The sequence below is a fragment of the Rhodococcoides navarretei genome (assembly GCF_038069675.1).
GTDB classification, from domain to species: Bacteria; Actinomycetota; Actinomycetes; order Mycobacteriales; family Mycobacteriaceae; genus Rhodococcoides; species Rhodococcoides navarretei.
This window is the reverse complement of record NZ_JBBPCN010000001.1, coordinates 4602649-4629110: the sequence shown is the minus strand read 5'-3', so window position 1 is coordinate 4629110 and position 26462 is coordinate 4602649. Positions and strand designations below refer to the sequence as shown.

The window sequence follows — 26462 nt, the reverse complement described above, 5'->3', positions numbered from 1 at the left end:
ACTCTATCGAACGACCGCATGCGGCTGATCCAGCCAATCTTCTCCGAGGAGACTCCGATCGACGCGGTCTCCGCTCGCGATGAGCAATCTGATCTGCCGGATGTCCTTGGGGTAACCCACCCCGATGGCCCCGACGAGCCGGCCGTCACGCAACGCACATGCGGTGAAGCGGCGGTCTGCAACGCTGCCGCGGGCGAGGACGTACTCGTCGTCGGGGCCGGTCCACCCTGCGAACTGCAGGTTGATGCCGTGCTGAGTGGACCAGCCCCACGGGACATCGAGATCACCGGGCGGAATCCCCAGCATCGAGCGGGCAGCCCGGGTGGCCTGATCCACCGCACCGTTCCAATGCTCGCTGCGATACGTGCCGCCGAGGATTCGGTTGGGTACCTCTGCCACGTCGCCCGCGGCGTAGACGTTCGGCGTGGACGTGCGCATTTCTGCGTCGACCAGAATTCCGGAGCCGACCTCGAGCCCCATGTCCACTCCGAGTTCGACGTTCGGTACCGACCCGACGGAAACCAGTACGGTGCCCGCCGACCAACTGCGTCCGTCCTGCGCGGTCGCACGAAGGGTGCCGTCGGACAGTGTCTCCAGACTGGTCACGGCGACATCGGTGTGCAGCTCAATACCGTTGTCTGCGTGTAAGTCTCGATACATCTGCGACACTGCAGTCGGTGCGATCCGGTTCAGCGGAGCGGACGCTGCCTCGAGCACCGTCACCTCGGCTCCGAGCGATCGGGCTGCCGCCGCCGCCTCGCACCCGATCAGTCCGCCGCCGATCACCAGCAGTGATCCGGTGCGCAGAATGTCGGCGTGCAAGGGCTCGACATCGGCCACACCGCGGAGCGTGAACACGTGCCCCGGAAGATCGAGTTGCCGTGCCCGAGAACCGGTTGCCAGGAGTAGCGCGTCGTACTGAACCGGGTCGCCGTCGTCGAGCAGCACAGCCGAATCGGTGACGCCGACTGCCGTGACGCCCGAGCGCACGTCGACGCCGTCGATCGGGTTGCCCAGCTGAACTTGGTCGATCGACTTGGTTCCCGTCAGCAACTCCTTGGACACCGTCGGCCGACGGTACGGCGCGGCCTGTTCACTCCCGACCATTGTGATGGAGCCGGTGAACCCCTCTGCGCGTAGTACTTTGGCCGCGGTGTACCCGGTCGCACCCGATCCGATGATTGCGATCGAGCGCGGCGTGGACGTGCTCACCCGCGCTCGACCTCGACCATCTCGAAATCGGCCTTGGCTGCGCCGCAGTCGGGGCACGACCAGTCGTCGGGAATGTCGTCCCAGCGGGTGCCGGGCTCGATGCCGTCCTCGGGCCAGCCGAGTTCCTCGTCGTACTCGAATCCACACTGAACGCAGCGGTAGAGCTTCATGCCTTACTCCTGAAGTCGATTTTCTCGCGGACACCGCAGTCGGGGCACGGCCAGTCCTCGGGTACCTCGGACCATGCAGTGCCGGCTGGAAAGCCCTCGCGCGGAGCGCCGTTGGTCTCGTCGTAGACGAATTCGCACACCGGGCACTCGTAGGCAGCCATCACTTGGCTCCGTGCTGGGCGAGGATCTTCTCCCGCTTGGACGGCTGAATGTTGACCTTCGTGATGTCACCGTCGTAATGGTCGAGAACTCGGTGGTCCATCACTTTGCGCCACACCGGTGGGAAGTACGCCAACGAGATCATGCTCGCGTATCCGCTCGGTAGATTCGGCGCCCCGTCCATGCTGCGCAGGGTCTGGTAGCGACGGGTGGGGTTGGCGTGGTGATCACTGTGTCGCTGAAGGTGATACAAGAAGATGTTGGTCACGATGTGATCGGAGTTCCAGCTGTGCTCGGGGGTGCAGCGCTCGTAGCGGCCGTTCTCCTTCTTCTGGCGCTGCAGGCCGTAGTGCTCGAGGTAGTTGACCGTCTCGAGCAGCGAGAAACCGTAGATGGCCTGAATCACCAGGAACGGCAGAATGATCGGACCGAACACCGCGACAAGCACCGCGTAGAGAACGACGGACATCAGCCACGCGTTCAGCACGTCGTTCTGAATGCTCCACGTGCTCTTGCCCAATCGCTCCATGCGAGTCTTCTCGAGCTCCCACGACGACTTGAGGCTGCCCCAGACGCTGCGAGGCAAGAAGGCCCAGAAGCTCTCGCCGTACTTCGAGCTCGCCGGATCCTCGGGGGTGGCGACGCGGACATGGTGTCCGCGATTGTGCTCGATGTAGAAGTGGCCGTAGAACGTCTGTGCCAGAGTGATTTTCGACAACCAGCGTTCCAGGCTGTCCTTCTTGTGGCCGAGTTCGTGTGCGGTGTTGATGCCGACGCCGCCCATCACGCCGATGCTGATGGCCAGTCCGATCTTGGAGATCAGCCCCAGCCCACCGTCGATCCCGAGCCACGACAGGTTGTCGGCCGACCACAGGTAGCAGGCGAACACCAGGCTGGCGAGCTGGAACGGAATGTAGGCGTAGGTGCAGTAGCGGTAGTACTTGTCTTCCTCGAGTGCCTTCATCGCCTCGTCGGGAGGGTTGTCGCCGTCGGGACCGAAGAACCGGTCGAGGATCGGGAGCAATCCGTAGACGAGCAGGGCACCGATCCACCACCAGACCGGTGACACCGCATTCCAGCCGAGTTGGTTGAAAGCCCACACCAGTCCGGTGGCCATGAACACCGCCGTGGGTGGGATCAAGCCCATCAACCAGAGGTATCGCTTGCGGTCGTGCCATTCGTCGACCGGCGCCTGCGCCTGATCGTCGACATTCGATGCGGTCATCGTCACTCCTCGTGTAAGGCCGATCACTGTGGAATGGACAATACACTAAATTTGTCATCTTGTTGGACAAATGGGCAGATTTGTAAAACCGTGGTGTGGACTGTGGTTGCGCCCACAGCGTCACCCTTCGGACAGATTCAGCTGCTACCTTCCGATCCGTTGTGGCCGGTCCTATGCGGCCACGGCGCTCGTAGGTCCGTCTGTATCCCGTCGGGGGTACTACACAACAGGAGTAGTTATGGACGCATTCATCGCCAAGATCATCATCGATGTCATCCTCGGCCTCATCGGCAGCGGAAGCGCCGAGAGCGGCAGCACTGCAGTGAGTGCACTCCTCGGATCCTGAGATCGAACGGTTGCGCCGGTGCAGCACCGGCGCAACCTGGGGGCGACGGTGCCGGTAGCGCGAACGTGAGCGTTCAGAACCGTGCACCGGACGCGGAATGTCGCCGATCGGGGTCGATAGTGAACGTTGAGGTGCGGCAGCCTGTGGATAACTCGGATCCATCCACAGGTTTCGAAAGCGCCACTGGCGCAAGCACCGTGGATCGTTCACGGTATTCGCATGGGGGTACATACCGCGGTCGACCTGATGGCTCGGGGGACGAGTCGCAGCACCATCACACGTAGAACTGCGTCCGGGCAGTTGATTCGAGTGCTGCCCGGGATCTATGCGACAGGAAAGCCCGACTATCTGGACCTGTGCACTGCGGTGACTCTGTGGAAGCCCGACGCCGTCCTCAGCCATCTGACCGCGGCGTGGGTGTGGGGGTTGGTGGAGGAGGAGCCACTGCACGTCACGGCAACGGTGCCGCCGTCGACACGGCACCAGGCACCGGACTGGGTGAAGATTCATCGCCGACGCCTCCCCGAATCGGACCGGCACCGAGGGCTTCCAGTGGTGACGTTGGCTCAGGTGTTCGTGGACGTCGCGGCGACTCTGACGGGTGAGGAGTTGGAGCGATTCTTCGATACGGCCATTGCGCGGCCGGGCCTTCGGCGTCGAATCGCTACGGTCTGCGAATCATCTCGCGGCATGAACGGCATGAAAGCCGTACGGAGACAATTACGTCTGTGCTGCCTCGGGACACGATCGGAAGCGGAGCGTGTCGTGGCGCGAGCGATGTCCGCTCGACATTTCTTCATGGAGATCAACGCACAGGTGGGGCCCTACTTCGGCGATTTGGTGGACTTCCGGGCGCGGGTGATCGTAGAAATCGACGGCCGGGAGTTCCACATCTCGGGCCAGGCTTTCGACAACGATCGTCGACGGCAGAACAAGATGGTTCTGGAGGGATGGTTGGTGCTGCGCTATTCGGCCGTCCAGGCAATGGGCGATACGCGGCGCGTGGTGGACGAGATCATCGAGGTGGTCAGGCTTCGTCGACGTTCGATCGATGCAGTCGGCCGGTCGCTACCCCGGACCTGAGCGTTCGGAACCGTGTGCCGAACGCGAAATGTCGCCGATCGGGGTCGATAGTGAACGTTGAGGTGCGCGGTCAGAGGCGGCCCTGCTGTACGGCGACAACAACGAGAGCGATCACAGCAATCGTGAGGATTGCTAAGAGCGCCAACTGGATTGGATCGGTCGAACCCGGTGGGCGCACCCCGTTCGGACCCCTTTTCTGGAGCATGTCACAGACTGTAGGTCACTTCCTCGGATTGTGCACAAGATGAATGGTACAAACGAGATCGATGTTCGCACAAATGTTCGATAGGGCGTAGGGTCGAGTTCGGCGGGGTTGGGAAGGGAAGCCCGGCTCCGCCGCCGAATCGATAGACGGTGGTGGGCCCAGTGAAGTGGACGGTGATCCGGTGAACGACGTGCTGCGCAAGGTCGAGGAATTGAAGGCGTTGGTCGTCGAGCTCGAGGCCCTCGATCGACAACGCGTCGGACTGGGGGATCGACTGGTGGATCTCGAGCACTTCTTTCGGAGAGCCGGGTGCCCCGAACTGTCACAGCAAGCGCTCGATGCGTTCATGGTGACCTACGCGGGCCGAGTGTTCGAGTTGGCCGACGGTATGCGGGGATAGTCGCGAGTTTCCCACTTTGCGGACCAGGTGGTTTCGTCTGTGGTTGACTTGTCTCTCCATGTCGGGACACCAGGAAAGCCGCTCGATACCTGTGAACAGTGTGCGTCAGTGGTGGTCGCTTCCGGTCGACTACGGGTGGAATGTTGCGTACGCGCGGTCTCAACAGGCGCTGCACGTCACCAGGATTCTCATCGGGATCTTCTGCTGGTTCTACGGGGCCGCTGCAGCGATCGCCTTGACCATCCCCGGCCTCGGAGACAGCAGCCTGGGGCGATTGGCGCTGTGGTGGACCGTCGTGACGACGCTGCCGATCGGATTGGCCTGGTTGATCGGCGGCTGGCCGAGCTGGCGAATGTCGATCGCGTTCGTGCTGTACGCCGATTTCGTCCTCGCCGCAGTACTTCTCACCGTCGACGAGCCGTCCGAGATGCTGCCGATGGCGGCGCTCTTCACGGTGATGGGCAGCTACGTCGTGGGATTTCACGGCCCCAAGTTGTTCACCGCCCATCACCTGTTCGCTTTCGTCACCGTTGCGGTTCTCTATGCCTCGGCCATGGTCGACGACCCCGCACAGCGTCTACGGACCACTCTTTATCTCGTGATGCTGATTCTGGTGATGTTCTCGGCGCCGCTGATCTGCCACTCCTTCCTGATGCTGTTGCGCCGCGATGCCACCGGCGCGTTCTACGACCCGCTCACCGGAATGCAGAATCGACGGGGATTCGACGCGGCGATCGGCAACCTCGACCGTCGACCCGGGACGGACGCGGTGGTAACCGCGGTGGTGATCGACATCGACAACTTCAAAGCCGTCAACGATCGGTTCGGCCACGAGCACGGAGACACGGCCATCCGATTGACCGCGAGCCGCATTCTCGACGTCTTCCCGGCACCGGCTGTCACGGTTCGGCTCGGCGGCGAGGAATTCGCAGTCGTCTGCCTCGGTGGCCTCGACTCGGTGATCGAACGATCCGAGCAACTGCGAATCCGCCTGTGCGACGCGACCGATCGGTCCCCATTGACAGCGTCGATAGGCGTCGCCCATGCGGTTGTCGAAGCCAGGGGCGTCGAGGCCGGCATCGACGAACTGCTCGGCCGGGCGGACAAGGCGATGTACCGGGCCAAGAGGTTGGGCGGAGATCGCGTCGCGCAGTGTTCGGATCCGGTACCGGCCAGGCCCGCCGACGAACGGTGACGAACGACGGCGCCGACCGTGTTCCGCGATGGAACCGGTCGACGCCGCCGATCGAAGCGCAAACTGCTTATGCCACCTCTGCCGCAATCGCGGACCGGGTGCCGACGTCGAAGACCGGGTTGGTCAGGTGCACGTCGAGGGTGTTCCCCGGGCCGGCGATGATCGCGTTGAGCACCGAGGTGAACGCGCCACAGTCCTCGAACTGCGGAATCGTGTAGGTGCCCGTGACATGTGAGTCGGTCTGGTTGTTCTGGATCAGGTCGATCGCATCCAGCGAACCGGTGAGGTTGGCGGTGGTTTCGGCGGTGACACAATCGGCACCCGCGGGGATCAGATCGGCCGAGGCCGATCCTGCGGATCCGGTGTCGATACCGAGGGGCTTCACCGAGTCGATCCGAATCTTGAAGCTCTGCTCGACGTCGAGATCCAACGTGGGTGCCTCGGCGGGTCCACCCTGGACGAGGGTGCCGGAGACCGGGGTCGCGTCGATGATCGAGATGGTGAAGTTGGCCAGCGTTGCGGGTCCGAGCTTCAGATCGGCCGACGCCTGCGGGAGGGCGAGCGAACCGGTCACGGTTCCACCGACCAGGTCGACATCGGTCACCAGGTCCGTGGTCGGGAACACCACCGGCTGACCGGTCTTGGCGATGATCGTCGTCGTGTCTGCCTGGAACGTGATGGGAAGGGTGTCGGCAGCATTGGCCGGGGCGGCGACGAGCGTGCCGAGAGCGATGCTCGATGCCAGTGCCGTCATCGTGACGACGGTCTTGTTGCGGATCTTCACGCGTTCTCCTTCTAGAGAATGGGAGTTGGGACTGGAGGAATCAGGACAGGGTGAAGGCGGGGTCGGGCTGGACCGACAGGCTGTTGACCGTGCAGTTACCGGACATGGGCTGGTTGGTCGAGGTGAGGGTGTTGGTCATGTTGTCGAACGAACCCGCGAGGGTGGCCGGGCCGCAGTTGTAGCCGACCAGCGAGAAGCCGACGTTGGACACTTCGCCGGTGGTCGCGCTGGTGGGGGTGAGGGTCCAGGGCAGGTTCTTCAACTGCGGCAGGTTGCACAGACGATTGGAACCGCTGATCTGGGCGTCGGTGATCGATGCCGAGGAGCCGTCGGCGCTGGTGGAGCCGATGAGTTCGATGGAGCAACTGACGGGGACTCCGAACGAGGCCGGTGTGCTCACGACGATGGTTCCGGGTGCTGTGAAGGCGGTACCGGCGGGGGAGATGGTAGCGGCACCGGCGCTGGCGGCACCGACTGTTGCTCCGGCGATGGCGAGAGCGGAAACGGCGGCTGCGAGTGTACGAGAGCGGGTCGGCGGGTTGAGCGTCATCGATCGATCCTCCAAGTCCAGAACGGCTCCGGACCCCCTGCCGGGGCCCGGTGGTGCCGGTGTTCCGGCAACCGGGAGGGACGTTAGGGGGACAAAACACCCATCGAAAATGCTTTGCTGCAACTCTGTGAGAAGTCACAATCCGGTCGGTATGTTTGTTGTATGCAGTGGTAACGGAATCCGGCGCATGCCTCGAAAGACCAGTGCAACATCGGCTTTCACCCCGATTCCGGCACGAAGATGAGCTTCTGGATTCACGGCGGCCCGGATGCTTCTGCCGTTACCGTTGCGTTATACAAAGTTACCGAAACGAGATGGTTGTGGCTGTGTCGATGACACTTCCGACGCCGAAGATTGGTCGAGCGAAAGAAAGTGCGACCGACAGGTTTGAAAACGGAGACGCCCCCGCGTGACGGGGGTGGTTTTTTCGTGTCAAACTGAGGTGTGACGTTCGCGCTGGCCGAAGCAGGATCTGCAGTCGATACGGACACGGGAGAGTTGACGGTGCAGCCGTATTTCGCCCCGGTCTGTCGACTGGACAACGGTGCGCTCGCGGCAATCGAAGTTCAATTGCGCGGCCCCGAGAACGGTCCCCTGGCTTCGGCCGACGCCCTCAAGCGCGCAGCCAGGGCCATGGATGCCAAGCGTGAGCTCGACGCCCTCGCCTGGGGAGTGGCTCGAATCAATCAGTCGGTACGACTGCCGATGCTCGTCTCCATGGACGTCGACTCGCTCGCTGCTCTGGATCCGGCCACCGAAGAACAGCTGCGACGCGACATCGTGGTCGTCACCGAAGCCGCACTGATCGACAGCCCGGCCCGCACCCTCGCTGCCATCGACAAGGCTCGACGTGACGGCAAGGTGGTGGCCGTCGACGACGTCGGTCGTCGGCCACAGTCGATGACTCTTCTCCCACTCATCGAACCGGACGTGATCATCCTCGCCGGATCCATGGTCTCCCGTCGCCCTGATCTCGCAACTGCGCGCACTGCTCATGCCGTCTCGGCTCAGGTCGAACGAACCGGTGCCGTAGTGGTGGCGAGCGGGGTCGATACTGCCGTGCATCGCAGCCGCGCACTCGGACTCGGAGCGACTTACGGGGTGGGCGAGCTGTATCCGGCCGCGGAAACGACGGAGGAGCTGCCTGCCGATGCGGCCGAGGTGATGCCTCCGTTCCCGACCTGGAGCACCCCTGCCATCGCCGCTGCGTCGCCGTACGGCATTGCCTCCGCAGGCAAGACTGCGACCCGCAGCACCAAGCGTCTACTGGTGGCGATGAGCACATCGCTCGAGATGCAGGCCGCAGCCGCAGGGCCGGAAACGTTGGTACTCGGTACTTTTCAGCGAGCCGAGCACTTCACCCCGACCACCCGCGGGCGCTGGGTGTCGATGGCCGAGCAGATCTCGTATGCCGGCGTCTACGGCGTCGGCATGGGCTACGTGCAAGAGGGTGGCATCATGCATGCGCCTCTCGACCCGGTGGATCCACTGGTCGAGGAGTGGAACGTGGTGGTCCTCGGCCCGCACTTCTGTGGTGTGCTCGCCGCGATCGATCTGCACCGCGGGGAGGTCGACGCCGACCGGGAGTTCGACTACGTGATGTCGTACGATCGCGCGACCGTAGTGCGTTGTGCCCGAGCTATTCTGGCGCGCTTCTGAGCTCTCGCACGTAGCTGTCGACCGGCTATGTTTCGGGTGGCAGCGTGAGGGCATACGGCACTCAAGTGATTGTGTAGTCCGGACTACCCCATCGCCCAGGCTTCGCACGTTGAAACAACAGCGTGCGAGGCCGAACTTCTTTCACCACCCCGCCGATGCCTGCCTGACGTGGTCGAGCGCCACCTCGCGAAGCTTGCGGTTGGTCTTCTGCGATTGCTCGACAAGCATTTCGAATGCGGCCTGTGGGCCGATCCGATGCACGGACATCAAGATCCCCTTGGCCTGCTCGATGGGTGCTCGGTCGTCCAGAACCTTCTGCACATCACACGGCCAGTCGACGCGAAGAGCCCGACCTGCATTCATGCGCTCAATTGTCACCCGAGCCGGGATGCCGCAGGTCGGACACCGCAAGACGCGCCGAAAACGCGTCGAACAGAGTTGTCGACGTTACTTGATCAGTGGCGGTCCGTTACCGGACCGTGATCAGGCGGCAGGGTTGGACAGCGGGCGCCCGATGAGAAATTCGAGTGTTCGGTACGCGTCCGTGCGACGGCCGTTGCTCGCATTGTCGTGGTACGCGGCACCGGCGACGACCACTCCCACCGGAATGCGACCCGACTCGATATCGCGCGCCGTCTGCTCGGCGCAGTCACGCAACACCGGGCAATCGGCGCACAGGCGCCATGCTTTTTCTGCGCGCTTACGTCCGTGGCGGGGGAGTTGCTGCGAGTCGTAGGCATCCATATCGTCGATGCACGCACCCTTGAGGCGCCAGACCTGGTCATCCGTCATCGTCGTGATCCGTTTCGCGTCGTGCCGATCGTTCCACGACCCTTGTTCCCCGTCTCGCTGAACTCGAAACACCCAAAAGCCTTGCGCCGCCTCAGGCCCGCCGGGGTCAGGAAGGGCGAAGACTACCGACCCTCGATGCCGCGGCCGCCGCAGCGATGGTCACCAGTGCGCCGAGCACGATCGCAGGTCCCTCTCCGGGAGCCAGGACGCCACTCTGCGCGCCGAGTGTCACCGCCGAGACCGGAACGCCGAGCTGGGCTGCTGCGAGTATCCCGAGTCCAGCGGGCTGTCCTGTCACACGCATGGTGCCGTGCACTGCAATGGCACCGAATCCCAACGCGAGGCCCAACACGATCATGTTCGGGTCGCTGCCGAGGGCACGCAGATCGAGCGATGCGCCGAGCCAGACGAAATACAGTGGTCCCAGAAATCCTTCGGTGATGGCGAACAGTTGCTTTGCCAGGCGTCGCGGTTCTCCGATGGCGGCAATCGCCAGGCCGAAGCCGAAACCGGCCAACATCACCGATGCGTGGGTGTGGACGGCCAAGGCAGCGAGTCCGAACAGTAGAACCAGGTTCAGTCGCAGTTCCAGCGCGAGTTTGCGCTGGGCAGACACATGATGCACGCGACGGCGCAGTCCCGAGATGTCGAAGTGTCGCAGGACGACGAAGATCACCGCGGCTGCGATCAGAACAGTCGCAGATCCGAGTGCGGCTGGACCGGCCCGCTCTGGATCTATCACGAGGGGTAGCGCGACGATACAGACCGCATCGGCGAGCGCGATCTGAGGCAGGAGGGCCATCAAGCCCGGTGCGGTCATCGCGGTGGACTCGACGATCGGCATGATGACAGCGGCAGAGGACGACGCCATCAACACCGCGTACAGACCGAGGTGTGGCGAATCGAACGCGGCGGAAACGGCCCACCCGAGCGCAGTTGCCAGCAGCCCGACGGCCACTGCCCGCGCAGCACCGACACCGAGGCCGATACGCAGGCGCGGGTCGCGAATCGGTACTTGACTGCCGGCCACGAACATGACAAGGGCAAACCCTACCTGGGCGAGAAAGCTCAGTGTCTGCTCACTCGGATCGAGAACGCCGAAGCCCGTGTGGCCGATGACAATTCCAGCCACCAGTTCTCCGATGACGACGGGTATCCGAAGACTGTGTGGAAGTACCAGAAGTGGGCCGAACAAACCCACCGCGGCACACAGGGCGAGCGTCTCGAAGGTCATACGACCCCGCCGACGTCAGGCAGAGTTCAGCGTCGGTCGCCGACTCGACGGCAGTGCCGACGCAACGAGATCGCGAGGGTGCAGCGCCCCCTGTTCGGTCATCATCGCCTGGATTCGACAATGAACCACATGCAGTTGCGCAGCAAGTGGGCTGCGCATGAGCGCGAGCTCGTAGTCGATGCCGGCGGAGCGGAATTCGGTGTCGAGATCGCTCATGTCATCGTCTCCTCGAACGGGGCTACCTTCGTGTCGACGACTGCCAGGACGACAGTCCTGAGCGTACGACGACCAGCGGGCTGTGCCATCGGTCCTAGTGCCCTCCTTTCGAGGACACTCGGCCCTTCTCGCGGTGTCCGCCGCGTCGCCCGATTTCACATCACGATGACCGCGGCACCCGCGAACCGGCCGTGCCGCAGATCTCTTAGGGCATCCGGCACGTGGGCGAACGAGTACTCCGTGGCCTCGACCTTCAAGCGGATTCGACCGCAGATCTCGAGAAATGCCCGTGCATTCTCTCTGGTGTTCGCTTCGACACTGCGCAAACGCTTTTCGTGGAACAGGTGTCGCTGGTAATTCAGGGCAGGGATATCGGTCATGTGGATCCCGGCCAGCACGACGGTCCCGCCCGGTACGAGTGCGTCGAGCGCCGCCGGCACGATCTCACCGATCGGCGCGAACACGATGGCTGCATCCAGTTGCTGCGGAGGAGCGGTGAACGTGTCCTGAGCCGAGTCGAGACCGAGCGACAAGGCGAACTCGCGAGCGACGGGATCCCTGGTCATCACGTGCACTGTGGCACCGGCCGAGCGAGCGAGCTGCGCGACGATATGCGCGCTGCCACCGAACCCGTAGAGCCCGAGTACGCCGTGCACGGGGAGCTCGGCGAGCATCAGTGCTCGGTAGCCGATGATTCCTGCGCACAACAGGGGCGCGAGTTCGGCTGTGCGGTATCCGTCCGGCAACGCGAGAGCATAGTCGGCCGGAACAACCGCCCACTCTGCGAACCCTCCGTCGTGATCCCAACCGGTGTAACGGGATTCGGCACACAAGTTCTCCTTGCCTGCGGTGCAGAACGAGCAGATCCCACAGGTGTGTCGAAGCCAGGGAATTCCCACTCGGTCGCCGACCTGGAACGAGGTGAGGGTATCCACCCCGACGGCAGACACGACCCCCACGATCTCGTGCCCGGGGACGACGTGAGGGACGTGCACCGGGAGATCGCCCTCGACGACGTGAAGGTCCGTCCGGCACACCCCGCAGGCCTGCACCGAGATCAACAATTCTCCCGGTGCAGGAACCGGACGGCGTTCTTTGCAGAGACTCAGTGGACTGCCGTCGACAGAGCCCGGAACCGTAGTGCGCCAGACCTTTCCGTATTCGTCCGTGCCCGCGATCGACTGGGTCACGGGGTGCCCGCAGCGGCGAGCGCGTCGGCAATTGTTCCGGAGGTGTCGATGAGGGTTGCATTCGGCCACGGGCGTCGGGCACCGGCCATGGCGTCGTACACGGCCGAGGATGCGTCCGATGCGCCCCGCGGACGGGTCGCGATACGTTCGAGCGCGGTGCATCTCGGCGCTCGGCATTCGAGCTCTACGAGGTCGCTGTGGGTGTCGGCGGCGAGCCTCCGCGCCTGCTCGCGGGTGTGCTCGTCGTTCCATGATGCATCGATGATGACCGAATGGCCCGTCGTGACCTGCTCGTGCACTCGGTGCATCAGCTCGAGATAGGTGGCAGCTGTTCTCTCGGCGGTGTAGAGCCCGCATCCGACAGGCGACGGATGCGGAGACTGCGGGTCGAAACCAGCGCTCTCCTTGCGCACCACATCGCTCGACAACACCACCGCTCCGGTACGTTCTGCCAGCGCTGCCGCCATCGTGCTCTTGCCGGTGCCGGGCAGGCCTCCCACCAACGTGATGGTGACCACCGACGACGCCAGATGGGCGAGCGCCAGCTCGAGGTGGGCACGTGCGTCGGTCTGCGAAGCCGGATGACCCTGATGGAAGCGCAGGCAGGCCACCTTCGCGCGAACGGTTGCGCGGTAGGCAATGTAGTGATCGATCAGAGAGCACGGGGGATTGTCTTCGGTCGCTTCGAGGTACGACGCCACGAATCGTCGCGCCGCGTCGGGGCGACCCTGAAACTCGAGATCCATTGCCAAGCAGGCGACGTCGTCGATCCCGTCGAGAAAGCGGAGTCGGTCGTCGAAGTCGAGGCAGTCGAGTATTCGGGGGCCGTCGGGCAGACAGAAGATGTCGTCCGAGAGAAGGTCGCCGTGCCCGTCGACTATGTGACCCTGCGAAATTCGCTGATCGAACAGAGCAGCACGTCCGCTGACGTAACGTGACGACAGAGTGTCCAGTCGCTCGACGAGCGCCGGGTCGAACACACCGACCGCCAGATCACGCAATTCGTCGATGTTGTTGCGCCACCGCTCTTCCACAGCGCATTGTCGTCCCTCGTTGTCGATGCGACTACTTCGAGGGCTGTTCTTGTGGGCGATCCCGAGCGCCCGCGCGACCAGATCGACCGTATTGCCGATATCGTCGCCGGCCGCGGCACGAGCGGACAGTCGAGTGGAGTCGGGAAGACGACGCATTTTCAGCACTGGTTCGGCTGGACCGCCTTCCGGGTCGGTGAGCTCGGCAATGCCCAGGTAGACATCGGGTGCGAATCGCGAATTCAACGAGAACTCGCGGTCGCACGCTGTCCGTCGAGAGTCGACGGTCCGAAAGTCGAGAAAGTCCGTTCGGATCGGTTTCTTCATCTTGTAGGCGAAGTCGCCGAACAAGAAAACGTAGGCACTGTGGGTTTCGTGGACCATTGCGGCACTGTCGGCGGACGGATCGCAATCGACGACTCCAGGCATGGTGCATCCTTCGAATGGTGATGGGAGAGCGAGCACGAGGTCGGGTTTTGTCGTCGAGGTGGATGCTCCACGGCACTACCGCGACGGGTGGTTTCGCGCCTGTAGAAAGTCCTCCCAGTCAGTGTCCCAGTGCCGCATGCGGCTTCGGTCACCGGCGACGGTGGTGAGATAGATCGAGAATCCGACGAAGACCGCGCCGAGAACCCACACGAACATGGCCGTGGACGCACCGTTGATGACGGCTCCGACCGCACTGAGGGGCGCGTGCACGAGGGTTCCGTTCGCGTCGCACCAGATCGGAGTGGTCTCACCGATCTGCACGTCCGAGGAAACCTCGGTCGATGCCGAACGAACGGACCCGTCCGATGCACTCCACTGCACCGTTGCGATACCGGTGGTAAGCAAGGTGCGGTCGCTGCCGGTGGGCGCGGACTGCACGGTGTCGATCACTCGGGCGTCGACCCGAACGTATTCTGCCCGTTGCTGTTGCGACCGCGACGACAGGTCGCTGTAGGTCACCGAGCCGATCGTCGCTGCGACGGGTATCAGTAACAAAAGGACAGCGAATCCGACGACGAAGGCCGTTCGTTCGATCCTGTCGGGCAGTCGCATCAGCGGATTGGAAGACCAAGGACTTCGGTGCCACCACCGATGCGCGAGTTCTGCGAGCATGCCGTCACCTACCCCTCACCGCCGTGTGTTCGGCGTCGCTTACGAGTTTCCGACGCTGTGCACTGGTGGGTAAGGGCACAAGGTCCCGATACACCGAGGGCGGTGGACCGTGAATTCGATCGATCGAAGACTCAACGCACCACGAGGATCGGACCGCCCGAGGCATGCACCAGAGATCGTCCGATCGAGCCGAGAATCGGAGCGGCCCATGGTCCGTGCCCGCGGCTGCCGACCACGAGAAGGTGTGCGGAGGCCGATGCGAGTCGAAGCTCGTGCTCGGCCGAGGCCTCGAGTACGTGTAGGTGGACGACGACGGCTGGATGCGCGGACGCGGCAGCTGCGACACGTCCACCCAGCCAGTGCAGGGTTCGCATCTGTTCCGGTGCAGACTCTTCCGGAGCAGGACGTTCGTGGGGAGAGCGGACGTGCAGAGCAGTGAGCGGGACATCGAGTGCGTCCGCGTACCAGAAGGCGGCGTCGATCGCACGAGTACAGGATTCGGATCGATCCACTCCGACGACGACCGGTGAGTTCGGCGCGGCGTCTCGGGGCTGGGCGCGCCACACCAGAACCGGGCACGTTGATGCCGTCACGATCCGAGTCGCGTTGCGGCCGAACACTATGTCTCTGATCGGACCTGACGCACGACCGCCGATGACGACCAGATCTGCAGTGTGCGACAGTGCGCCGAGCGCTGAGGCGATCGGGTCGTCCGTCAGAATCGAATCGACGACGATACCGGGGTCGATGCCGAAGAGCTCACTGCGAGCCGATCGGAGGAGCCGGCGACCCTGCACTTGCAACCTCGATCGTATGGATTCCTGGTTACCCAACGCCGGTGAGTGCCGCGAGATCAGCGCGTGCACAAGGCGAATTCGCGATCCGGTGATCGATGCCAGGCCCGCCGCCCAGATCAGTGCGCCGCGCGATTCCTGCGTTCCGTCGAGTGCGACGACGATGTCACCCCACTCAGGTTTCGCCCAGAACCCAGGAGCGGAGCTCGCCGGATCGTTCTGCGGCACGGTGCTCACCATGATCGATCGACCATCGGTGCCAGGGCGTGACAGATGTCGACCGAGACGTCAGCGAGATCGTCGTCGATCGCACGCTCGGCGTCGAGTTGTTCGAGGAGCACCCGAGCTCGATTGGCGGTCAGAGGAAACAGGTGACCACGAAGGCGTGCCGTCGAGTTCAATCTCTCGTACGTGGCAAGGACCGCATCGTCGATGCGCGCGCGAGTCAGATCGGGGTACCTCTCGGCGAGCATCGCGGCAATCGATGCCAATTCACCGGTCAACGGCAACGTCGATGGTGCCGAATCGATCAGGGTCATGAATGTCTCCGAACGGTCGTCTTGCAGTCGAGGGCGTCGAAAGCTCCGGCAACCACTCCGGCATTCCAGCCCGGGGCGGCACCGTTCACCGGTGGGTGGATCGAGGAGGCGTCGACTCCACTGCGCATCAGGACCCACGCCACAACGGAGTTGGAGTTCCACCTCTCGCCTGTCCGGCGCTCGTCACGGCCCCAGATCAATCCGGGCACCGACTCGGCCGCGTCGATGGCGCGTCGGCACGATGATGCATCGGTTGCAAGGCGGCGTGGGCTCTCCACCGCCTCACCGATGTCGGCGATGGTGCCGTTCTTCCAGCAGTGCACCTCGTAGCGACCGATTCCGTATCGCTGGGCGAACCGCATCCCGACCGGTCCTTCGACGACGACTCCGCGATCGACCGCGGGTTCGTTCCAGACCGGAGTCATCTCGACCACGTACCGGTTCGGCGGTAGATGAATCACGAGCGCAGAGTGATACAGGTCGTGGGCGGTGCGGTGGTCGATCAACGCACTGGCACCTTCGAGGATCCGGCCGTTCCATCGCACCGACCGTCCGCCTGCTCCGAGCGGTAGCCAGTACAGGTCGAGGCCAATCGTGCCGCGCGGGTGATTCGCTGCAGTCGATGGTGTGTGCACTGTGACCTCACGATCGCTCGGGCAGGAAGAGCTTCTACCCCGAGGGTGGCCGACGCGTGTCACGCGATGTAGGGCCTTTCGTCGGCAGGCCGGTTACCGAAGGCCCCTCTGTCGTCCTTGCCGGCCTCGTAGCGTCGTCCGGGCTGCCCGATGCCCAAGGCGGTACGAGCTGTATCGACAGAAGGATTTGTGATGGGAATCAACAGAATTCTCGCGCTCGTCGTCGGATGTGTGGTGGCATTCGTGTCCTTCGCCATGCTCGGTGTCGGCCTACTCCTGTTCGCCGGTTACCTCGCGCAGGACGACGAGGGGCGAATCAGCTTGCCGACTGCACCGTTGACGACGGCGTCGCATGCGCTTGTGTCCGAGAACGTCTCGCTGGTCGGTGCGATCGACTCGCAGGTGGAGGACGAGGTGACAGTCTCGGCCCGGGTCACCTCGTCCGACCCTGCGCGCGAAGTACTGATCGGCGTCGCGCCCACCGCGGAGGTCGACGACTACCTTCGCGGTGTGGCGCACACCGTGGTCACCGACGTCGAGTTCTCGCCCTTCCGGGCTCGATACGACACCGTCGCCGGCGGCGAACCGTCCGGTCCGCCGCTGGATCAGCAGTGGTGGTCGGCCCGCTCGAGCGGCATCGGGACAACACAGGTGGAATGGACGCCACAGGGCGGCTCGTGGACTTTGGTCGTCATGAACGCCGACGGTAGCGCGGGCATCGACGTGGACGTGAGCGCAGGCGTTCGGGTGCAGTCGCTCGGACCGGTGGCTGCATTCGTTCTCGCGGGCTCGGCAATCCTTCTGGTGTTCGGTGTCGTGTCCATCGTGTTCGGCGCTTCCGGGCTCGGGAGGAGATCCGACTCCGACCACGTCTCGGAACCACTCGCCGAACCCATCCCGGTGTCCGGCAGCATCGAACGGTCTCGATATCCGGTCACGCTGACCGGTGAACGTCCCGAGTCACTGTCCCGTGGATTGTGGATCGTCAAATGGCTTCTGGCCGTCCCGCATTACGTCGTCCTGGTGTTCCTCGCGGCAGGGTTTGTCGTCACGACGTTCGTTGCCGGGGTGGCGATCCTGTTCACCGGACGGTATCCGCGCGGGCTGTTTCACTTCAACGTCGGCGTTCTCCGATGGATGTGGCGTGTGCAGTTCTATTCGTACTCGGCGCTGGGGACCGATCGATACCCACCGTTCACCCTGCACCACGCGAACTACCCCGCCGACCTGACGGTGGAGTACCCCGAAAAGCTCTCGCGCGGAAAGGTATTGATCAAGTGGTGGCTGCTGGCGATACCGCATTACCTGGTGCTTTCCCTGCTGGCCGGCGGTTGGTATGCCGGCTTCCGGTTGGCCGGAAGCGGGGACGCCGGGCCCACGGGCCAGCCGTATCTGTTCGGCTCGGTCCTCGGTGTGTTGGTCCTGATCGCCGCAGTATCGCTGCTGTTCACCGGTCGCTATCCGAGAGGCCTGTTCGACCTGGTGCTCGGTATCAATCGTTGGGTGTTTCGCGTCGCGGCCTACGCGGCTCTGATGACCGACGAGTACCCGCCGTTCCGGCTCGACATGGGGCCGGACGAGGCCGAGCTAGCTCAGAAAGACCGCGTCGACGACGACGTATCCGGCCACCGCGAACACCAGGTAGGCAAACAAGCGTTGTAGCCGTGCGGTATCGACCCGAGATCCGAAGTGGGCGGCCAGGAGAGAACCGACGATGGCGGTGCCTGCGAACGCGAGGGTGATCGACCAGTCGATGGTCGTGCCGCTCAGATGTGAGAACAGACCGGCGACGGAGTTGGCGACGATGATCACAAGTGAAGTGCCGACCGCGACGGACATCTCGATGCCGAGCATCAGCACGAGCACCGGAATGATGAGGAATCCACCTCCGACCCCGAACAACCCGGTCATGAATCCCACCGCAAGGCCGGCCGGGACCGCGCGCGGTGCGCAGTGTCTCCAATTGATGCCCGATGCCGAAGTGGTGCAGGCTGTTCCGATATCGCCCCGCTCAGCGAGCATCCGTGCTCCTGCGGCCACCATTACTGCGGCGAAACCGAGCAACAGAATCCTGTCCGGAAGCAGCCGGCCGATGGCGCTGCCCGCAAAGGTCGCGGGAATGCCGGTCGCAGCGAAGACCGCCGCCAGTCGCCATTCGACGCGTCGGGCGCGCAGCTTCGGGATCACCCCCACGGCCGCGGCGGTGCCGACGACTATCAGCGAGACGGGTATCGCTTCCTCGACGCCCAGGCCGAGGGCGAACACCAGCACCGGAACAGCAAGGATGGATCCGCCTCCGCCGAGCAGACCGAGCAGAATTCCGATCACGGTGCCGAACCCGAGCGCCAGAGCCACTGTCATCGCGTGTTCACTCCCATCGAAGGTGCCTGTATACCCCAGGGGGTACTTGACATACCCTAGGGGGTATTGCACACTGTGTCTACCGCCCAGCGAAACTCGCTCGGCGACGTCCGGACGGAGGAAACCGTGATCCTCGAGCAGTACTACCTCGAATGCCTGTCCCACGCTTCGTATCTGATCGGTGACGAGGGCACCGGACGTGCGATCGTCGTCGACCCTCGCCGCGACATCGCCGAGTATCTGGACGATGCGGCGAAATACGGCCTCACGATCGAAGGTGTCGTCAACACTCACTTCCATGCCGACTTCGTCTCGGGCCACCTCGAACTGGTCGACGCTACCGGTGCCTGGATCGGTTTCGGCGAGGCCGCCGAGACCGACTACCCGATCCGGCGACTGCGGGACGGCGAGCGATTGTCCCTGGGCGACGTCGAACTCGAAATCCTCTCGACGCCCGGCCACACGTGGGAGTCGATCTCGGTGTTGGTTCGCGAGCACCCCGGGGCCACGCCCACGGCCGTGCTCACCGGGGATTCCCTGTTCATCGGCGATGTCGGGCGACCCGATCTGGTGAACCTGGGGGACGGATCCACCGCCGACCTCGCCCGAGCGATGTACCGGACAGTGCACAACACGCTGCTGGCGTTGCCGGACGACGTCGTCGTCATGCCTGCCCACGGAGCCGGCTCGTCCTGCGGCAAGAACCTGTCCACCGAGCTGACCTCGACTATCGGTGAGCAGCGAGCGACCAACCCGTCGGTGCAGCCGATGACCGAAGACGCGTTCGTCGCGCTGGTCACCGAAGGCCAACCGGCGGCACCGTCGTACTTCGCCGCCGACGCTGCGATGAACAAGCAGATCCACCCGTTGCTGTCTCCGAGCCGCACGATCCCTGCGCTGACGCCGGAGCAGGTCCGAGGCGAGCTTGCCGCCGGCACCCGAGTGCTCGACGCGCGGAGTGTGGACGACTTCGCTGCCGGCCATCTTCGGGGATCGGTCAATGTGGGTTTCGACGGTCGTTTCGCCGAGACCGGGGGCATGGTTGCGGAGATCGGCGGACGAATCGTCCTCATCGCGTACCCGGGAGAGGAACAGGAAGCCGCGCTGCGTTTGGCCAGAATCGGATCGGACAATGCAATCGGCTACCTGGTGGTCGACCGAGACGGAGCATTCCCCGTGGAGCTGACCGGATTGGTCGAGACCGCCCCACGCACCACGGTCGAGCAACTCGACGCCATGCTCGCGGCAGGCGAGGTGACATTGGTGGACATTCGTAACCCCGGTGAACGCGACCTCGGCGCGATACCGGGGGCGACGCCGATACCGTTGGCGCAGCTACGAACTCGACTTGCATCTGTTCCGACAGGTAAGCCGATCGTGGTGTATTGCGCAGGCGGGTGGCGCTCGAGCGTGGCTGCGTCACTACTGCGCGCACACGGTTTCGAGAACGTCTCGGACCTGGCCGGTGGATACGACGCCTGGGTCGACGCCCACGTCTCGGCCTGAATATTCGTACGACTCGTAGAGGAGAAGTTCATGTGTTATCCCGTTACCTGTGCGACGTGTCGCAAGACCGGATGGGGTGGCTGTGGTCGACATGTCGACGCCGTCATGCGATCGGTGCCGTCGTCGGACCGCTGCACCTGCGGTGAGAACTCGACGCCACCGCGCGAGGAACGTCGAACTGGGCGGTCGTTCTTTCGCCGCTGAATCGCGAAGTGGAGAGAAGTCATCGAGGCGGCGGACCTTGTGCCCTAGCTCCCGAGTTGTTCGGCAGCCACGCTGAATCCATGATGTCCACAACACGAGCGCTCACCGTGAAGGACCGACGATGGCCGTGGCTGGGTGCGGTGTGCGCGGGAATTTCCATCAACGCGTTCGGTGGCGCGATCGGTTTGGCCTCGGGTGCTATCGATCTCGGTGCCGAAGCGCAGGCACGCCTGCCGATGTCGAACCCGGCGCTCGCCGGTCTCGCGTTGGTTCTGGTCGTCGGCGTGCCGATGGGACTGGCGGCGGCATCGGCTCTGGCGGGTGGCGGCAAGACCGGCCCCATCGCCCATACGGCGGGCGTGCTGCTCGCCGCCTGGATCGTGGTTCAGCCGGCTGTGATCGGCGAAACGAGTTGGTTGCAAGGCATGTTCGGCGTACTGGGAGTTCTCGTCGCCCTCCGCGGGTGGCGCATTACGGCGCACTCGAATCGCAGCGCATGAAGATACTCGTCTCGACCGCTGGGCGTCACGGGGCGACGGACTCGCTCGGGCAGGAGATGGCTCGAGTGTTTCGGCACGGGGGAGCCGATGTCGACATCTTTGCCCCGGATTCCGTCGCCGACGTCAGTGGTTACGACGCCCTGGTCATCGGAAGTGCCGTCTATTCCGACCGGTGGGTCCCGGCCGCCAAGCGGCTCGTCGAGCGGGTCTCCAGGTCTGCGCACCCGCCCGTATGGCTGTTCTCCTGCGGGCCATTGCATTCGAGCGATCGACCGGTCAACGACACCACCGACGCCGCACGCGCGGTAGCAATCTTGGATGCATCCTCGCATCGAACATTTCCCGGTCGGCTCGACGCGGACCGGCTCTCGGTGGGCGAACGCCAGATCTTCGACAACTCCGGCGCGGTTGCCGGAGACTTCCGCGACTGGGTCCGTGTGTGCAACTGGGCCCGAGAGATCCTTGCCTGTCTCACTGCCGAGAAACCTGGTTCGTGACCTTCATGGACGTGCCTGCGCCGACACAGTGAGCGGACGGACAGACGTGCTCGTGAATCTCTGCCGCCAACTGTGCCACCGATTCCGTCAGTACGGTATTGGCCTCTATCATGTCCTGGAGTAGTGCGGTGTTCGAAAGTGTGTGTACGGCAACCTCACTGCTCACCGAGTCCGCGCGCTTCGCCGAGATCAGCAGAATTGCCCCCTGGAGTCCCGCGATCATCGACAGGAACAGGTTGAGCAAGATGAACGGGTAGGGGTCGAATCCGTCGCTCTGGTTGTAGGCGGCCCACAGCGCCATCACGCCCAGAAACAGGAAGACGAACGGCCAGGAGCCCATGCCGTTTCGGACGTAATCCGCCGCTCGCTCACCGGTGGTCAGTGCCTCACCGGTTCGGACGCCCGGGTGCTTTCTCCACAGGTTCATCGCTCGCAGGTCTTCGAGTCGGAGGGTGCAGAAGTGTCCATGGTGGCGAGTGTGGCCCCTGATCGCGGGAGCCGCCAGGGGCGAAAGGCCATCACTGCAGTGCCTTTTGCCTCCCCAACCACAATCTCGGAAGACGTCCCGACCGGGCGGTGACTTCCGGCCCTACGTGCCCACCGACGCAGCGTCGATCATCGACGGTGTGCATTGCTCGATGGTCGAGAACGGCATCGATTTCGATAGTTGGAGGAAATCCACGATGAAGGCAGCTGTTGTCACCGAGTTCGGCGGACCCCTGGTCGTCAAGGACATCCCGATTCCGGAACCCGCACCCGAGCAGGTGCTGGTGAAGATGGAGACGTGCGGGGTATGTCACACCGATATCCATGCTGCGCAGGGGGATTGGCCGGCCAAGCCGACCCTGCCGTTCGTTCCCGGCCACGAAGGCGTCGGAGTGATCGAGGCGGTCGGGACGCAGGTGTCCAAGGACAGAATCGGTGAGCGGGTCGCCATCGCGTGGCTCGGTTCGGCGTGCGGCGAATGCGATCATTGCGTGTCGGGTTGGGAGACGCTGTGCGAGGCGCAGCAGAACAGCGGATACTCGATCGACGGGGCCTACGCCGAATACGCAGTTGCGCATGCGAAGTACGTCGTCCGGGTTCCCGACGGGATCTCTTCGTTCGACGCTGCTCCACTGACCTGTGCCGGCGTGGCCACGTACAAGGCCGTCAAGGTCGGCGGCGTCACCCCTGCACAACGCGTGGCCATCTTCGGCGTCGGCGGACTGGGGCACTTGGCCGTGCAGTACGCCAAGATCGCGGGCGGATTCGTCACCGCGGTCGACATCGAGGACGAAAAGCTCGATCTCGCTCGGGAACTCGGCGCAGACCACACCGTCAATTCGGCAACGACCGATCCGGTAGCGGCCATCCAGGAGCTCGGCGGTGCCGACGTCGCCATCGTGTTGGCCGTCATCCCCAGCGTCTTCGATCAGGCCTTCCGGTCGCTGCGTCGCGGAGGACGGCTGGTGTGCGTGTCGATGCCCGCGCATGGGGAGTTGTCCCTACCGATCTTCGAGACGGTCGTCGGGGGAATCTCGGTACTCGGCTCGATCGTCGGGACCAGGAAGGATCTGCGCGAGGTGTTCGCACTGCACGAGGCCGGGCGGACGACGGTATCGGCAGTCTCGCGCAAACTCGACGAGGTCAACGACTGCTTCGAGGACCTGATGGCCGGACGCGTCACCGCACGTCAGGTCTTCGAGTTCTAGCACGTTCGAGCTCGTGATCACCACGACTCGAGTAGAGATGGTTTCTGCGCGGCTACCCGAGCAGTAGGGTTGTAGAGGGCAGGCGCGGGTTCCATTCAGCGCGTGTGGCCGCAACGAATCGAGCAGCGATGAAGACAGACGACGGCGGCGGTTCAGTTTCAAGTGAGCGTGCACTGAACAGCGCGCTGCATGTGTCGGAGCAGCTGGGGAGAGCAGTGGCCGGCCAGGCCTCGATCGACCAGGCCGTCGGGATTTTGATCAGCCAAACTGGATGCAGCGGCACCGAGGGATACGAAACGCTTCGATGGCTCAGTGGGGCCGAGCACAAGAAATTGACCGAGGTTGCACGATCGTTGATTCGCGAGGCGGTCGACGACGGGAACCGGTATCGCAACCGGGTACACAGACCCGGTGCAAACGAGTAGCGTCAACAGGCTGGTGCATGCGAGGCTCGAGATCCGTTATCGACCCGCCGCACCTGCGCCTGACGGCGGAAACCCACCGTCAGTGACAAGGAAGTACCGAACAGGCGGTCGGGCCGCACGGGATTTCGCGTGGAACTACATTGTCGTTTGCGGTCTGATCTGGGGCGACTGACCACGGCGCTCGACAGCTCCGGGGTCGATCTCGCTTCTCTGGTCGGACGGCTGTACTCCGATCTCGATTCGGCCGTAGCGGCCATGGTCTCGATGGCCCTCACCGTCGTCGTCGACGGCGACTGTTTCGAGGTCTCGGTGTCCCACGAAAGCAGCTGCGATCACGTGCCCCTGTCCTCGCTCAGACTGACCCTCTCGGACGCGCGCAACACCGACACCGAACAGTTCCTACTGATCCGGTCCGGAGCAGCAGGTGCGTTGGTGAACTTCGCCGCCGACGCGGGCCGCACACTGGGGCTGGCCGGTGACTCGGCAGTCGTCGACCGGCACCTCGACCAGGCCGGTGAGTCGGGTTTGCCCGAACCGTCTGCTCGTGATCTCGAAGCGTCGAGCGAAGTGAATCAGGCGATCGGTGTGCTCATCGCGGGAGGGCGCAGCGCGGCGGAAGGTCGAGCCGAACTACACCGGTTGACCGCCCAGTCGGGAAGGTCGACAAGCGAAGTCGCCCGGCGCACTCTGCGTGACGCGCGCGGATGGTTTCCCCCGCGAGGGCCCTGATCGATTACTCGAGATCGTGATGAGTTCTCACGGAATCGGATTCGCCGTGATACGGGTCAGGCCGACCGCGGCGCGGTTGCGGTCAGCGCGCGGCAGATGGTGCCGGCCCATTCGTCGATCGCGGCGCGTGACCTGTCGTCCCCGTAGTCGGCGTTGACCATCCGTACCACGGCTCGCTCGAAGCCCGACAGCATCGAGCGATCCAGCCTTCCGCCGAACACCTTGTGTTCGATCGCCCATGGAGCTTTGTTCCACTTCGAATTCTTCTCGGACGAGGCACTGTCCCCGATCGGCCCACTGGAGAACAACCACAATCGAGGACGAAAAGCTCGATCTCGCTCGGGAACTCGGCGCAGACCACACCGTCAATTCGGCAACGACCGATCCGGTAGCGGCCATCCAGGAGCTCGGCGGTGCCGACGTCGCCATCGTGTTGGCCGTCATCCCCAGCGTCTTCGATCAGGCCTTCCGGTCGCTGCGTCGCGGAGGACGGCTGGTGTGCGTGTCGATGCCTGCACACGGGGAGTTGTCGCTACCGATCTTCGAGACGGTGGTCGGGGGAATCTCGGTACTCGGCTCGATCGTCGGGACCAGGAAGGATCTGCGCGAGGTGTTCGCACTGCACGAGGCCGGGCGGACGACGGTATCTGCCGTGTCGCGCAAGTTGGATGAGGTGAACGAGTGCTTCGACGACCTGATGGGTGGCCGCGTCACCGCACGTCAGGTCTTCGAGTTCTGATGTGGACATTCTCGGCAACTGTGCGCTGACGTCGATGTTCACTCGATCGAACCACGTGCCTGTGGGGAGGCAGTAGGGTTCGTCGTGGGCAGGCGCGTACCCGAAAGGTATGTATGCCCGCAACGAAGTGAGCAGTGATGGACTCCGAGGAGCACGAAGACCACCTCAGGTCGAGCCTCGCCGATCTCGGCACATTGGCGATGACCGATCTGTCGCTGTCCGACACTCTCTCACACGTGGCGGAATTTGCGGTCAGGGCGATTCCCGGCGCGGATGGTGCCGGGTTGACGCTGCTGCATCCGGGGCGGCCAGACACGATTGTCGCGAGTGCAGATTTCGTTCGTGTCGTCGACGATATCCGATACACGCTGGGCGAGGGCCCTGCATCACCGCGACTGCGCAGGGCATCACCGTTCGATCCGGTTCGCTCGAAACCGACCCGCGATGGCCGGAATTCGGTCCCAAGGTCGGCCGGTTGGGCGTGCACAGCGTGTTGTCCCTACCGCTCATCACCGCAGGAGACGTGCTCGGTGCGATGAATGTCTACGCGCACAGGCGCGATGCGTTCGATGCTCGCGCTGCGGAGTTGGGCGAACTCTTCTCGGTACCGGCTGCTATCGCGGTGCAGAAACGCGCGCGCGTTGGCCGGTGCTGCCCGGCTCACCGAGCAACTGGAGAAGGCGCTGAACAGTCGCGCGGTGATCGACCAGGCAATCGGCGTGCTGATCAGTCGAACCGGGTGCACCGGCGCCGAGGGATACGACAAGCTCCGATCGCTGAGCCAGGCCGAGCACAAGAAGGTGGCCGTGGTCGCGGAGGCCATGGTGGGAGAAGCGAAGAAGACCGCGCGAACCCGCCGGCGTACGTAGAGGCGTAGCGTTGAGCATGCGGGTGCGTCAGAGGCATCGAGTCCGACTTTTCCTCGCGCCTGCACTTCGACCCCAGCGCTACGCTGCGGGTGTACCGGAAGAATCGAATCGGCGGTCGGGCCGCACCTGGATTATCGATGAAACTTCAGCCTCGATTGATTAAAGATCTTGCTACGCTGACCGAATCGCTGGATTGCTCGACCGTCGATCTCGCGCGTTCGGCCGGGCAGTTGGCGGCCGACATCGATGTGGCTGTCCAGTCAGTGGTTTCGATCAGCCTGACAGTGACCGTTGACGGTGAACGCTTCGAAGTCTCGGCATAGACGAGCTCTCCACACCGGGAGCCGTTGCCTCCTCGCTCGAAGTCACCCTCGCCGGCCCTGCTGGTTCCCGCACAGCCAAGCAGCTGCTCATTCTC

33 protein-coding genes and 1 pseudogene are annotated in these 26462 nt (G+C 63.8%); 15 read left to right on the top strand and 19 right to left on the bottom strand.

Annotated elements, in window-relative coordinates; translation table 11 throughout:
• Positions 1-3: 3 nt before the first annotated feature.
• From AABD04_RS21900 to AABD04_RS21885, 4 genes are read right to left on the bottom strand one after another with little or no spacing between them, the layout of a single operon-like run.
• Positions 4-1212, bottom strand: a complete 1209-nt coding sequence (locus AABD04_RS21900) for an NAD(P)/FAD-dependent oxidoreductase (RefSeq protein ID WP_341442450.1) — start codon at positions 1210-1212, stop codon at positions 4-6.
• On the bottom strand, positions 1209-1382 hold the full coding sequence (locus tag AABD04_RS21895) for a rubredoxin (protein ID WP_027495558.1): 174 nt from the start codon (positions 1380-1382) through the stop codon (positions 1209-1211). The genes AABD04_RS21900 and AABD04_RS21895 overlap by 4 nt, the downstream gene beginning before the upstream one ends.
• A complete protein-coding gene (locus tag AABD04_RS21890; RefSeq protein WP_243596800.1) occupies positions 1379-1543 on the bottom strand; it encodes a rubredoxin in 165 nt (54 codons plus the stop codon). The genes AABD04_RS21895 and AABD04_RS21890 overlap by 4 nt, the downstream gene beginning before the upstream one ends.
• A complete protein-coding gene (locus AABD04_RS21885) occupies positions 1543-2766 on the bottom strand; it encodes an alkane 1-monooxygenase (protein WP_243609020.1) in 1224 nt (407 codons plus the stop codon). Before AABD04_RS21885 ends, AABD04_RS21890 begins: the two co-directional genes overlap by 1 nt.
• A 565-nt stretch (positions 2767-3331) precedes the next feature.
• Between AABD04_RS21885 and AABD04_RS21880 the strand changes: the two genes are divergently transcribed.
• The 3 genes from AABD04_RS21880 to AABD04_RS21870 all read left to right on the top strand — a co-directional run bounded on the left by AABD04_RS21880 (position 3332) and on the right by AABD04_RS21870 (position 5995).
• Positions 3332-4195 carry a DUF559 domain-containing protein gene (locus tag AABD04_RS21880; RefSeq protein ID WP_341442449.1) on the top strand — a complete coding sequence of 288 codons (864 nt, stop codon included), beginning with the start codon at positions 3332-3334 and terminating at the stop codon, positions 4193-4195.
• A 386-nt stretch (positions 4196-4581) separates the two neighbouring features.
• Positions 4582-4800 carry a hypothetical protein gene (locus AABD04_RS21875; RefSeq protein ID WP_243609018.1) on the top strand — a complete coding sequence of 73 codons (219 nt, stop codon included), beginning with the start codon at positions 4582-4584 and terminating at the stop codon, positions 4798-4800.
• Positions 4801-4891: 91 nt separating this feature from the next.
• Positions 4892-5995, top strand: coding sequence for a GGDEF domain-containing protein (locus AABD04_RS21870; protein ID WP_341442448.1), 1104 nt, complete (start codon positions 4892-4894; stop codon positions 5993-5995).
• 67 nt (positions 5996-6062) lie between these two features.
• Here AABD04_RS21870 and AABD04_RS21865 read toward each other — a convergent pair whose 3' ends face one another.
• On the bottom strand, positions 6063-6779 hold the full coding sequence (locus tag AABD04_RS21865) for a hypothetical protein (RefSeq protein WP_243596797.1): 717 nt from the start codon (positions 6777-6779) through the stop codon (positions 6063-6065).
• A gap of 40 nt (positions 6780-6819) precedes the next feature.
• Positions 6820-7329, bottom strand: a complete 510-nt coding sequence (praA, locus tag AABD04_RS21860) for an alkane oxidation protein activator PraA (RefSeq protein ID WP_243609016.1) — start codon at positions 7327-7329, stop codon at positions 6820-6822.
• A gap of 444 nt (positions 7330-7773) precedes the next feature.
• Here praA and AABD04_RS21855 point away from each other — a divergent pair, with 444 nt between their 5' ends.
• Positions 7774-8988, top strand: a complete 1215-nt coding sequence (locus AABD04_RS21855) for an EAL domain-containing protein (protein WP_341442447.1) — start codon at positions 7774-7776, stop codon at positions 8986-8988.
• Positions 8989-9129: 141 nt separating this feature from the next.
• On the opposite strand, the gene AABD04_RS21850 is transcribed toward AABD04_RS21855, so the two are convergent.
• From AABD04_RS21850 to AABD04_RS21805, 10 genes are all read right to left on the bottom strand, one after another.
• The gene (locus AABD04_RS21850; RefSeq protein ID WP_341442446.1) at positions 9130-9351 is read right to left on the bottom strand and encodes an ANTAR domain-containing protein; all 222 of its coding nucleotides are present in this window, start codon (positions 9349-9351) and stop codon (positions 9130-9132) included.
• Positions 9352-9471: 120 nt separating this feature from the next.
• Complete coding sequence (locus AABD04_RS21845; protein WP_243596793.1) at positions 9472-9780, bottom strand: WhiB family transcriptional regulator; 309 nt, start codon at positions 9778-9780, stop codon at positions 9472-9474.
• A gap of 106 nt (positions 9781-9886) precedes the next feature.
• Positions 9887-11014 carry a cation:proton antiporter gene (locus tag AABD04_RS21840; protein ID WP_341442445.1) on the bottom strand — a complete coding sequence of 376 codons (1128 nt, stop codon included), beginning with the start codon at positions 11012-11014 and terminating at the stop codon, positions 9887-9889.
• A gap of 15 nt (positions 11015-11029) precedes the next feature.
• Positions 11030-11230: a hypothetical protein gene (locus tag AABD04_RS21835; RefSeq protein ID WP_243596791.1), complete on the bottom strand. Its 201-nt coding sequence runs from the start codon at positions 11228-11230 to the stop codon at positions 11030-11032.
• Between the two features lie 155 nt (positions 11231-11385).
• On the bottom strand, positions 11386-12420 hold the full coding sequence (locus tag AABD04_RS21830) for a zinc-binding alcohol dehydrogenase family protein (RefSeq protein WP_341442444.1): 1035 nt from the start codon (positions 12418-12420) through the stop codon (positions 11386-11388).
• The gene (locus AABD04_RS21825; RefSeq protein WP_341442443.1) at positions 12417-13880 is read right to left on the bottom strand and encodes a bifunctional aminoglycoside phosphotransferase/ATP-binding protein; all 1464 of its coding nucleotides are present in this window, start codon (positions 13878-13880) and stop codon (positions 12417-12419) included. The genes AABD04_RS21830 and AABD04_RS21825 overlap by 4 nt, the downstream gene beginning before the upstream one ends.
• A gap of 75 nt (positions 13881-13955) precedes the next feature.
• Positions 13956-14552, bottom strand: a complete 597-nt coding sequence (locus tag AABD04_RS21820; RefSeq protein WP_459112819.1) for an Rv1733c family protein — start codon at positions 14550-14552, stop codon at positions 13956-13958.
• Positions 14553-14683: 131 nt separating this feature from the next.
• Positions 14684-15586: a universal stress protein gene (locus AABD04_RS21815; protein WP_341442441.1), complete on the bottom strand. Its 903-nt coding sequence runs from the start codon at positions 15584-15586 to the stop codon at positions 14684-14686.
• Entirely contained in the window at positions 15580-15885 is a 306-nt protein-coding gene (locus AABD04_RS21810) for a three-helix bundle dimerization domain-containing protein (protein WP_335740573.1), read from the bottom strand. Before AABD04_RS21810 ends, AABD04_RS21815 begins: the two co-directional genes overlap by 7 nt.
• A complete protein-coding gene (locus tag AABD04_RS21805) occupies positions 15882-16520 on the bottom strand; it encodes a hypothetical protein (RefSeq protein ID WP_341442440.1) in 639 nt (212 codons plus the stop codon). Before AABD04_RS21805 ends, AABD04_RS21810 begins: the two co-directional genes overlap by 4 nt.
• A gap of 192 nt (positions 16521-16712) precedes the next feature.
• Between AABD04_RS21805 and AABD04_RS21800 the strand changes: the two genes are divergently transcribed.
• Complete coding sequence (locus AABD04_RS21800) at positions 16713-18182, top strand: DUF4389 domain-containing protein (RefSeq protein WP_341442439.1); 1470 nt, start codon at positions 16713-16715, stop codon at positions 18180-18182.
• Here the strand turns inward: AABD04_RS21800 and AABD04_RS21795 are convergent.
• The gene (locus AABD04_RS21795; protein WP_341442438.1) at positions 18108-18881 is read right to left on the bottom strand and encodes a sulfite exporter TauE/SafE family protein; all 774 of its coding nucleotides are present in this window, start codon (positions 18879-18881) and stop codon (positions 18108-18110) included. The two genes, AABD04_RS21800 and AABD04_RS21795, sit on opposite strands and share 75 nt — an antisense overlap.
• A 126-nt stretch (positions 18882-19007) precedes the next feature.
• Here AABD04_RS21795 and AABD04_RS21790 point away from each other — a divergent pair, with 126 nt between their 5' ends.
• From AABD04_RS21790 to AABD04_RS21780, 3 genes are all read left to right on the top strand, one after another.
• The gene (locus tag AABD04_RS21790; RefSeq protein WP_341443109.1) at positions 19008-20387 is read left to right on the top strand and encodes an MBL fold metallo-hydrolase; all 1380 of its coding nucleotides are present in this window, start codon (positions 19008-19010) and stop codon (positions 20385-20387) included.
• Between the two features lie 284 nt (positions 20388-20671).
• Positions 20672-21091, top strand: a complete 420-nt coding sequence (locus AABD04_RS21785) for a hypothetical protein (RefSeq protein ID WP_341442437.1) — start codon at positions 20672-20674, stop codon at positions 21089-21091.
• Positions 21088-21588 (top strand): flavodoxin domain-containing protein, encoded by a 501-nt coding sequence (locus AABD04_RS21780; RefSeq protein WP_341442436.1) that lies wholly within the window; start codon positions 21088-21090, stop codon positions 21586-21588. The genes AABD04_RS21785 and AABD04_RS21780 overlap by 4 nt, the downstream gene beginning before the upstream one ends.
• On the opposite strand, the gene AABD04_RS21775 is transcribed toward AABD04_RS21780, so the two are convergent.
• Positions 21563-22015, bottom strand: coding sequence for a DUF1003 domain-containing protein (locus AABD04_RS21775; RefSeq protein WP_341442435.1), 453 nt, complete (start codon positions 22013-22015; stop codon positions 21563-21565). The genes AABD04_RS21780 and AABD04_RS21775 overlap by 26 nt on opposite strands.
• A gap of 256 nt (positions 22016-22271) precedes the next feature.
• Between AABD04_RS21775 and adhP the strand changes: the two genes are divergently transcribed.
• The 3 genes from adhP to AABD04_RS21765 all read left to right on the top strand — a co-directional run bounded on the left by adhP (position 22272) and on the right by AABD04_RS21765 (position 24436).
• On the top strand, positions 22272-23282 hold the full coding sequence (adhP, locus tag AABD04_RS21770) for an alcohol dehydrogenase AdhP (RefSeq protein ID WP_341442434.1): 1011 nt from the start codon (positions 22272-22274) through the stop codon (positions 23280-23282).
• 128 nt (positions 23283-23410) lie between these two features.
• A complete protein-coding gene (locus AABD04_RS25200) occupies positions 23411-23707 on the top strand; it encodes an ANTAR domain-containing protein (RefSeq protein WP_423228176.1) in 297 nt (98 codons plus the stop codon).
• Between the two features lie 147 nt (positions 23708-23854).
• Entirely contained in the window at positions 23855-24436 is a 582-nt protein-coding gene (locus AABD04_RS21765) for a hypothetical protein (protein ID WP_341442433.1), read from the top strand.
• Between the two features lie 56 nt (positions 24437-24492).
• Here AABD04_RS21765 and AABD04_RS21760 read toward each other — a convergent pair whose 3' ends face one another.
• Positions 24493-24630, bottom strand: a complete 138-nt coding sequence (locus AABD04_RS21760; protein WP_341442432.1) for a hypothetical protein — start codon at positions 24628-24630, stop codon at positions 24493-24495.
• 44 nt (positions 24631-24674) lie between these two features.
• Here AABD04_RS21760 and AABD04_RS21755 point away from each other — a divergent pair, with 44 nt between their 5' ends.
• The 4 genes and pseudogenes from AABD04_RS21755 to AABD04_RS21740 all read left to right on the top strand — a co-directional run bounded on the left by AABD04_RS21755 (position 24675) and on the right by AABD04_RS21740 (position 26367).
• Positions 24675-25175: a zinc-binding dehydrogenase gene (locus tag AABD04_RS21755; protein WP_341442431.1), complete on the top strand. Its 501-nt coding sequence runs from the start codon at positions 24675-24677 to the stop codon at positions 25173-25175.
• A gap of 109 nt (positions 25176-25284) precedes the next feature.
• Positions 25285-25743 (top strand): annotated as a pseudogene (locus AABD04_RS21750) (GAF domain-containing protein); the annotation flags it as partial.
• The gene (locus tag AABD04_RS21745) at positions 25715-26044 is read left to right on the top strand and encodes an ANTAR domain-containing protein (RefSeq protein WP_341442430.1); all 330 of its coding nucleotides are present in this window, start codon (positions 25715-25717) and stop codon (positions 26042-26044) included. The pseudogene AABD04_RS21750 and the gene AABD04_RS21745, both read left to right, overlap by 29 nt.
• Positions 26045-26181: 137 nt before the next feature.
• Complete coding sequence (locus AABD04_RS21740) at positions 26182-26367, top strand: hypothetical protein (RefSeq protein ID WP_341442429.1); 186 nt, start codon at positions 26182-26184, stop codon at positions 26365-26367.
• Positions 26368-26462: the final 95 nt, after the last annotated feature.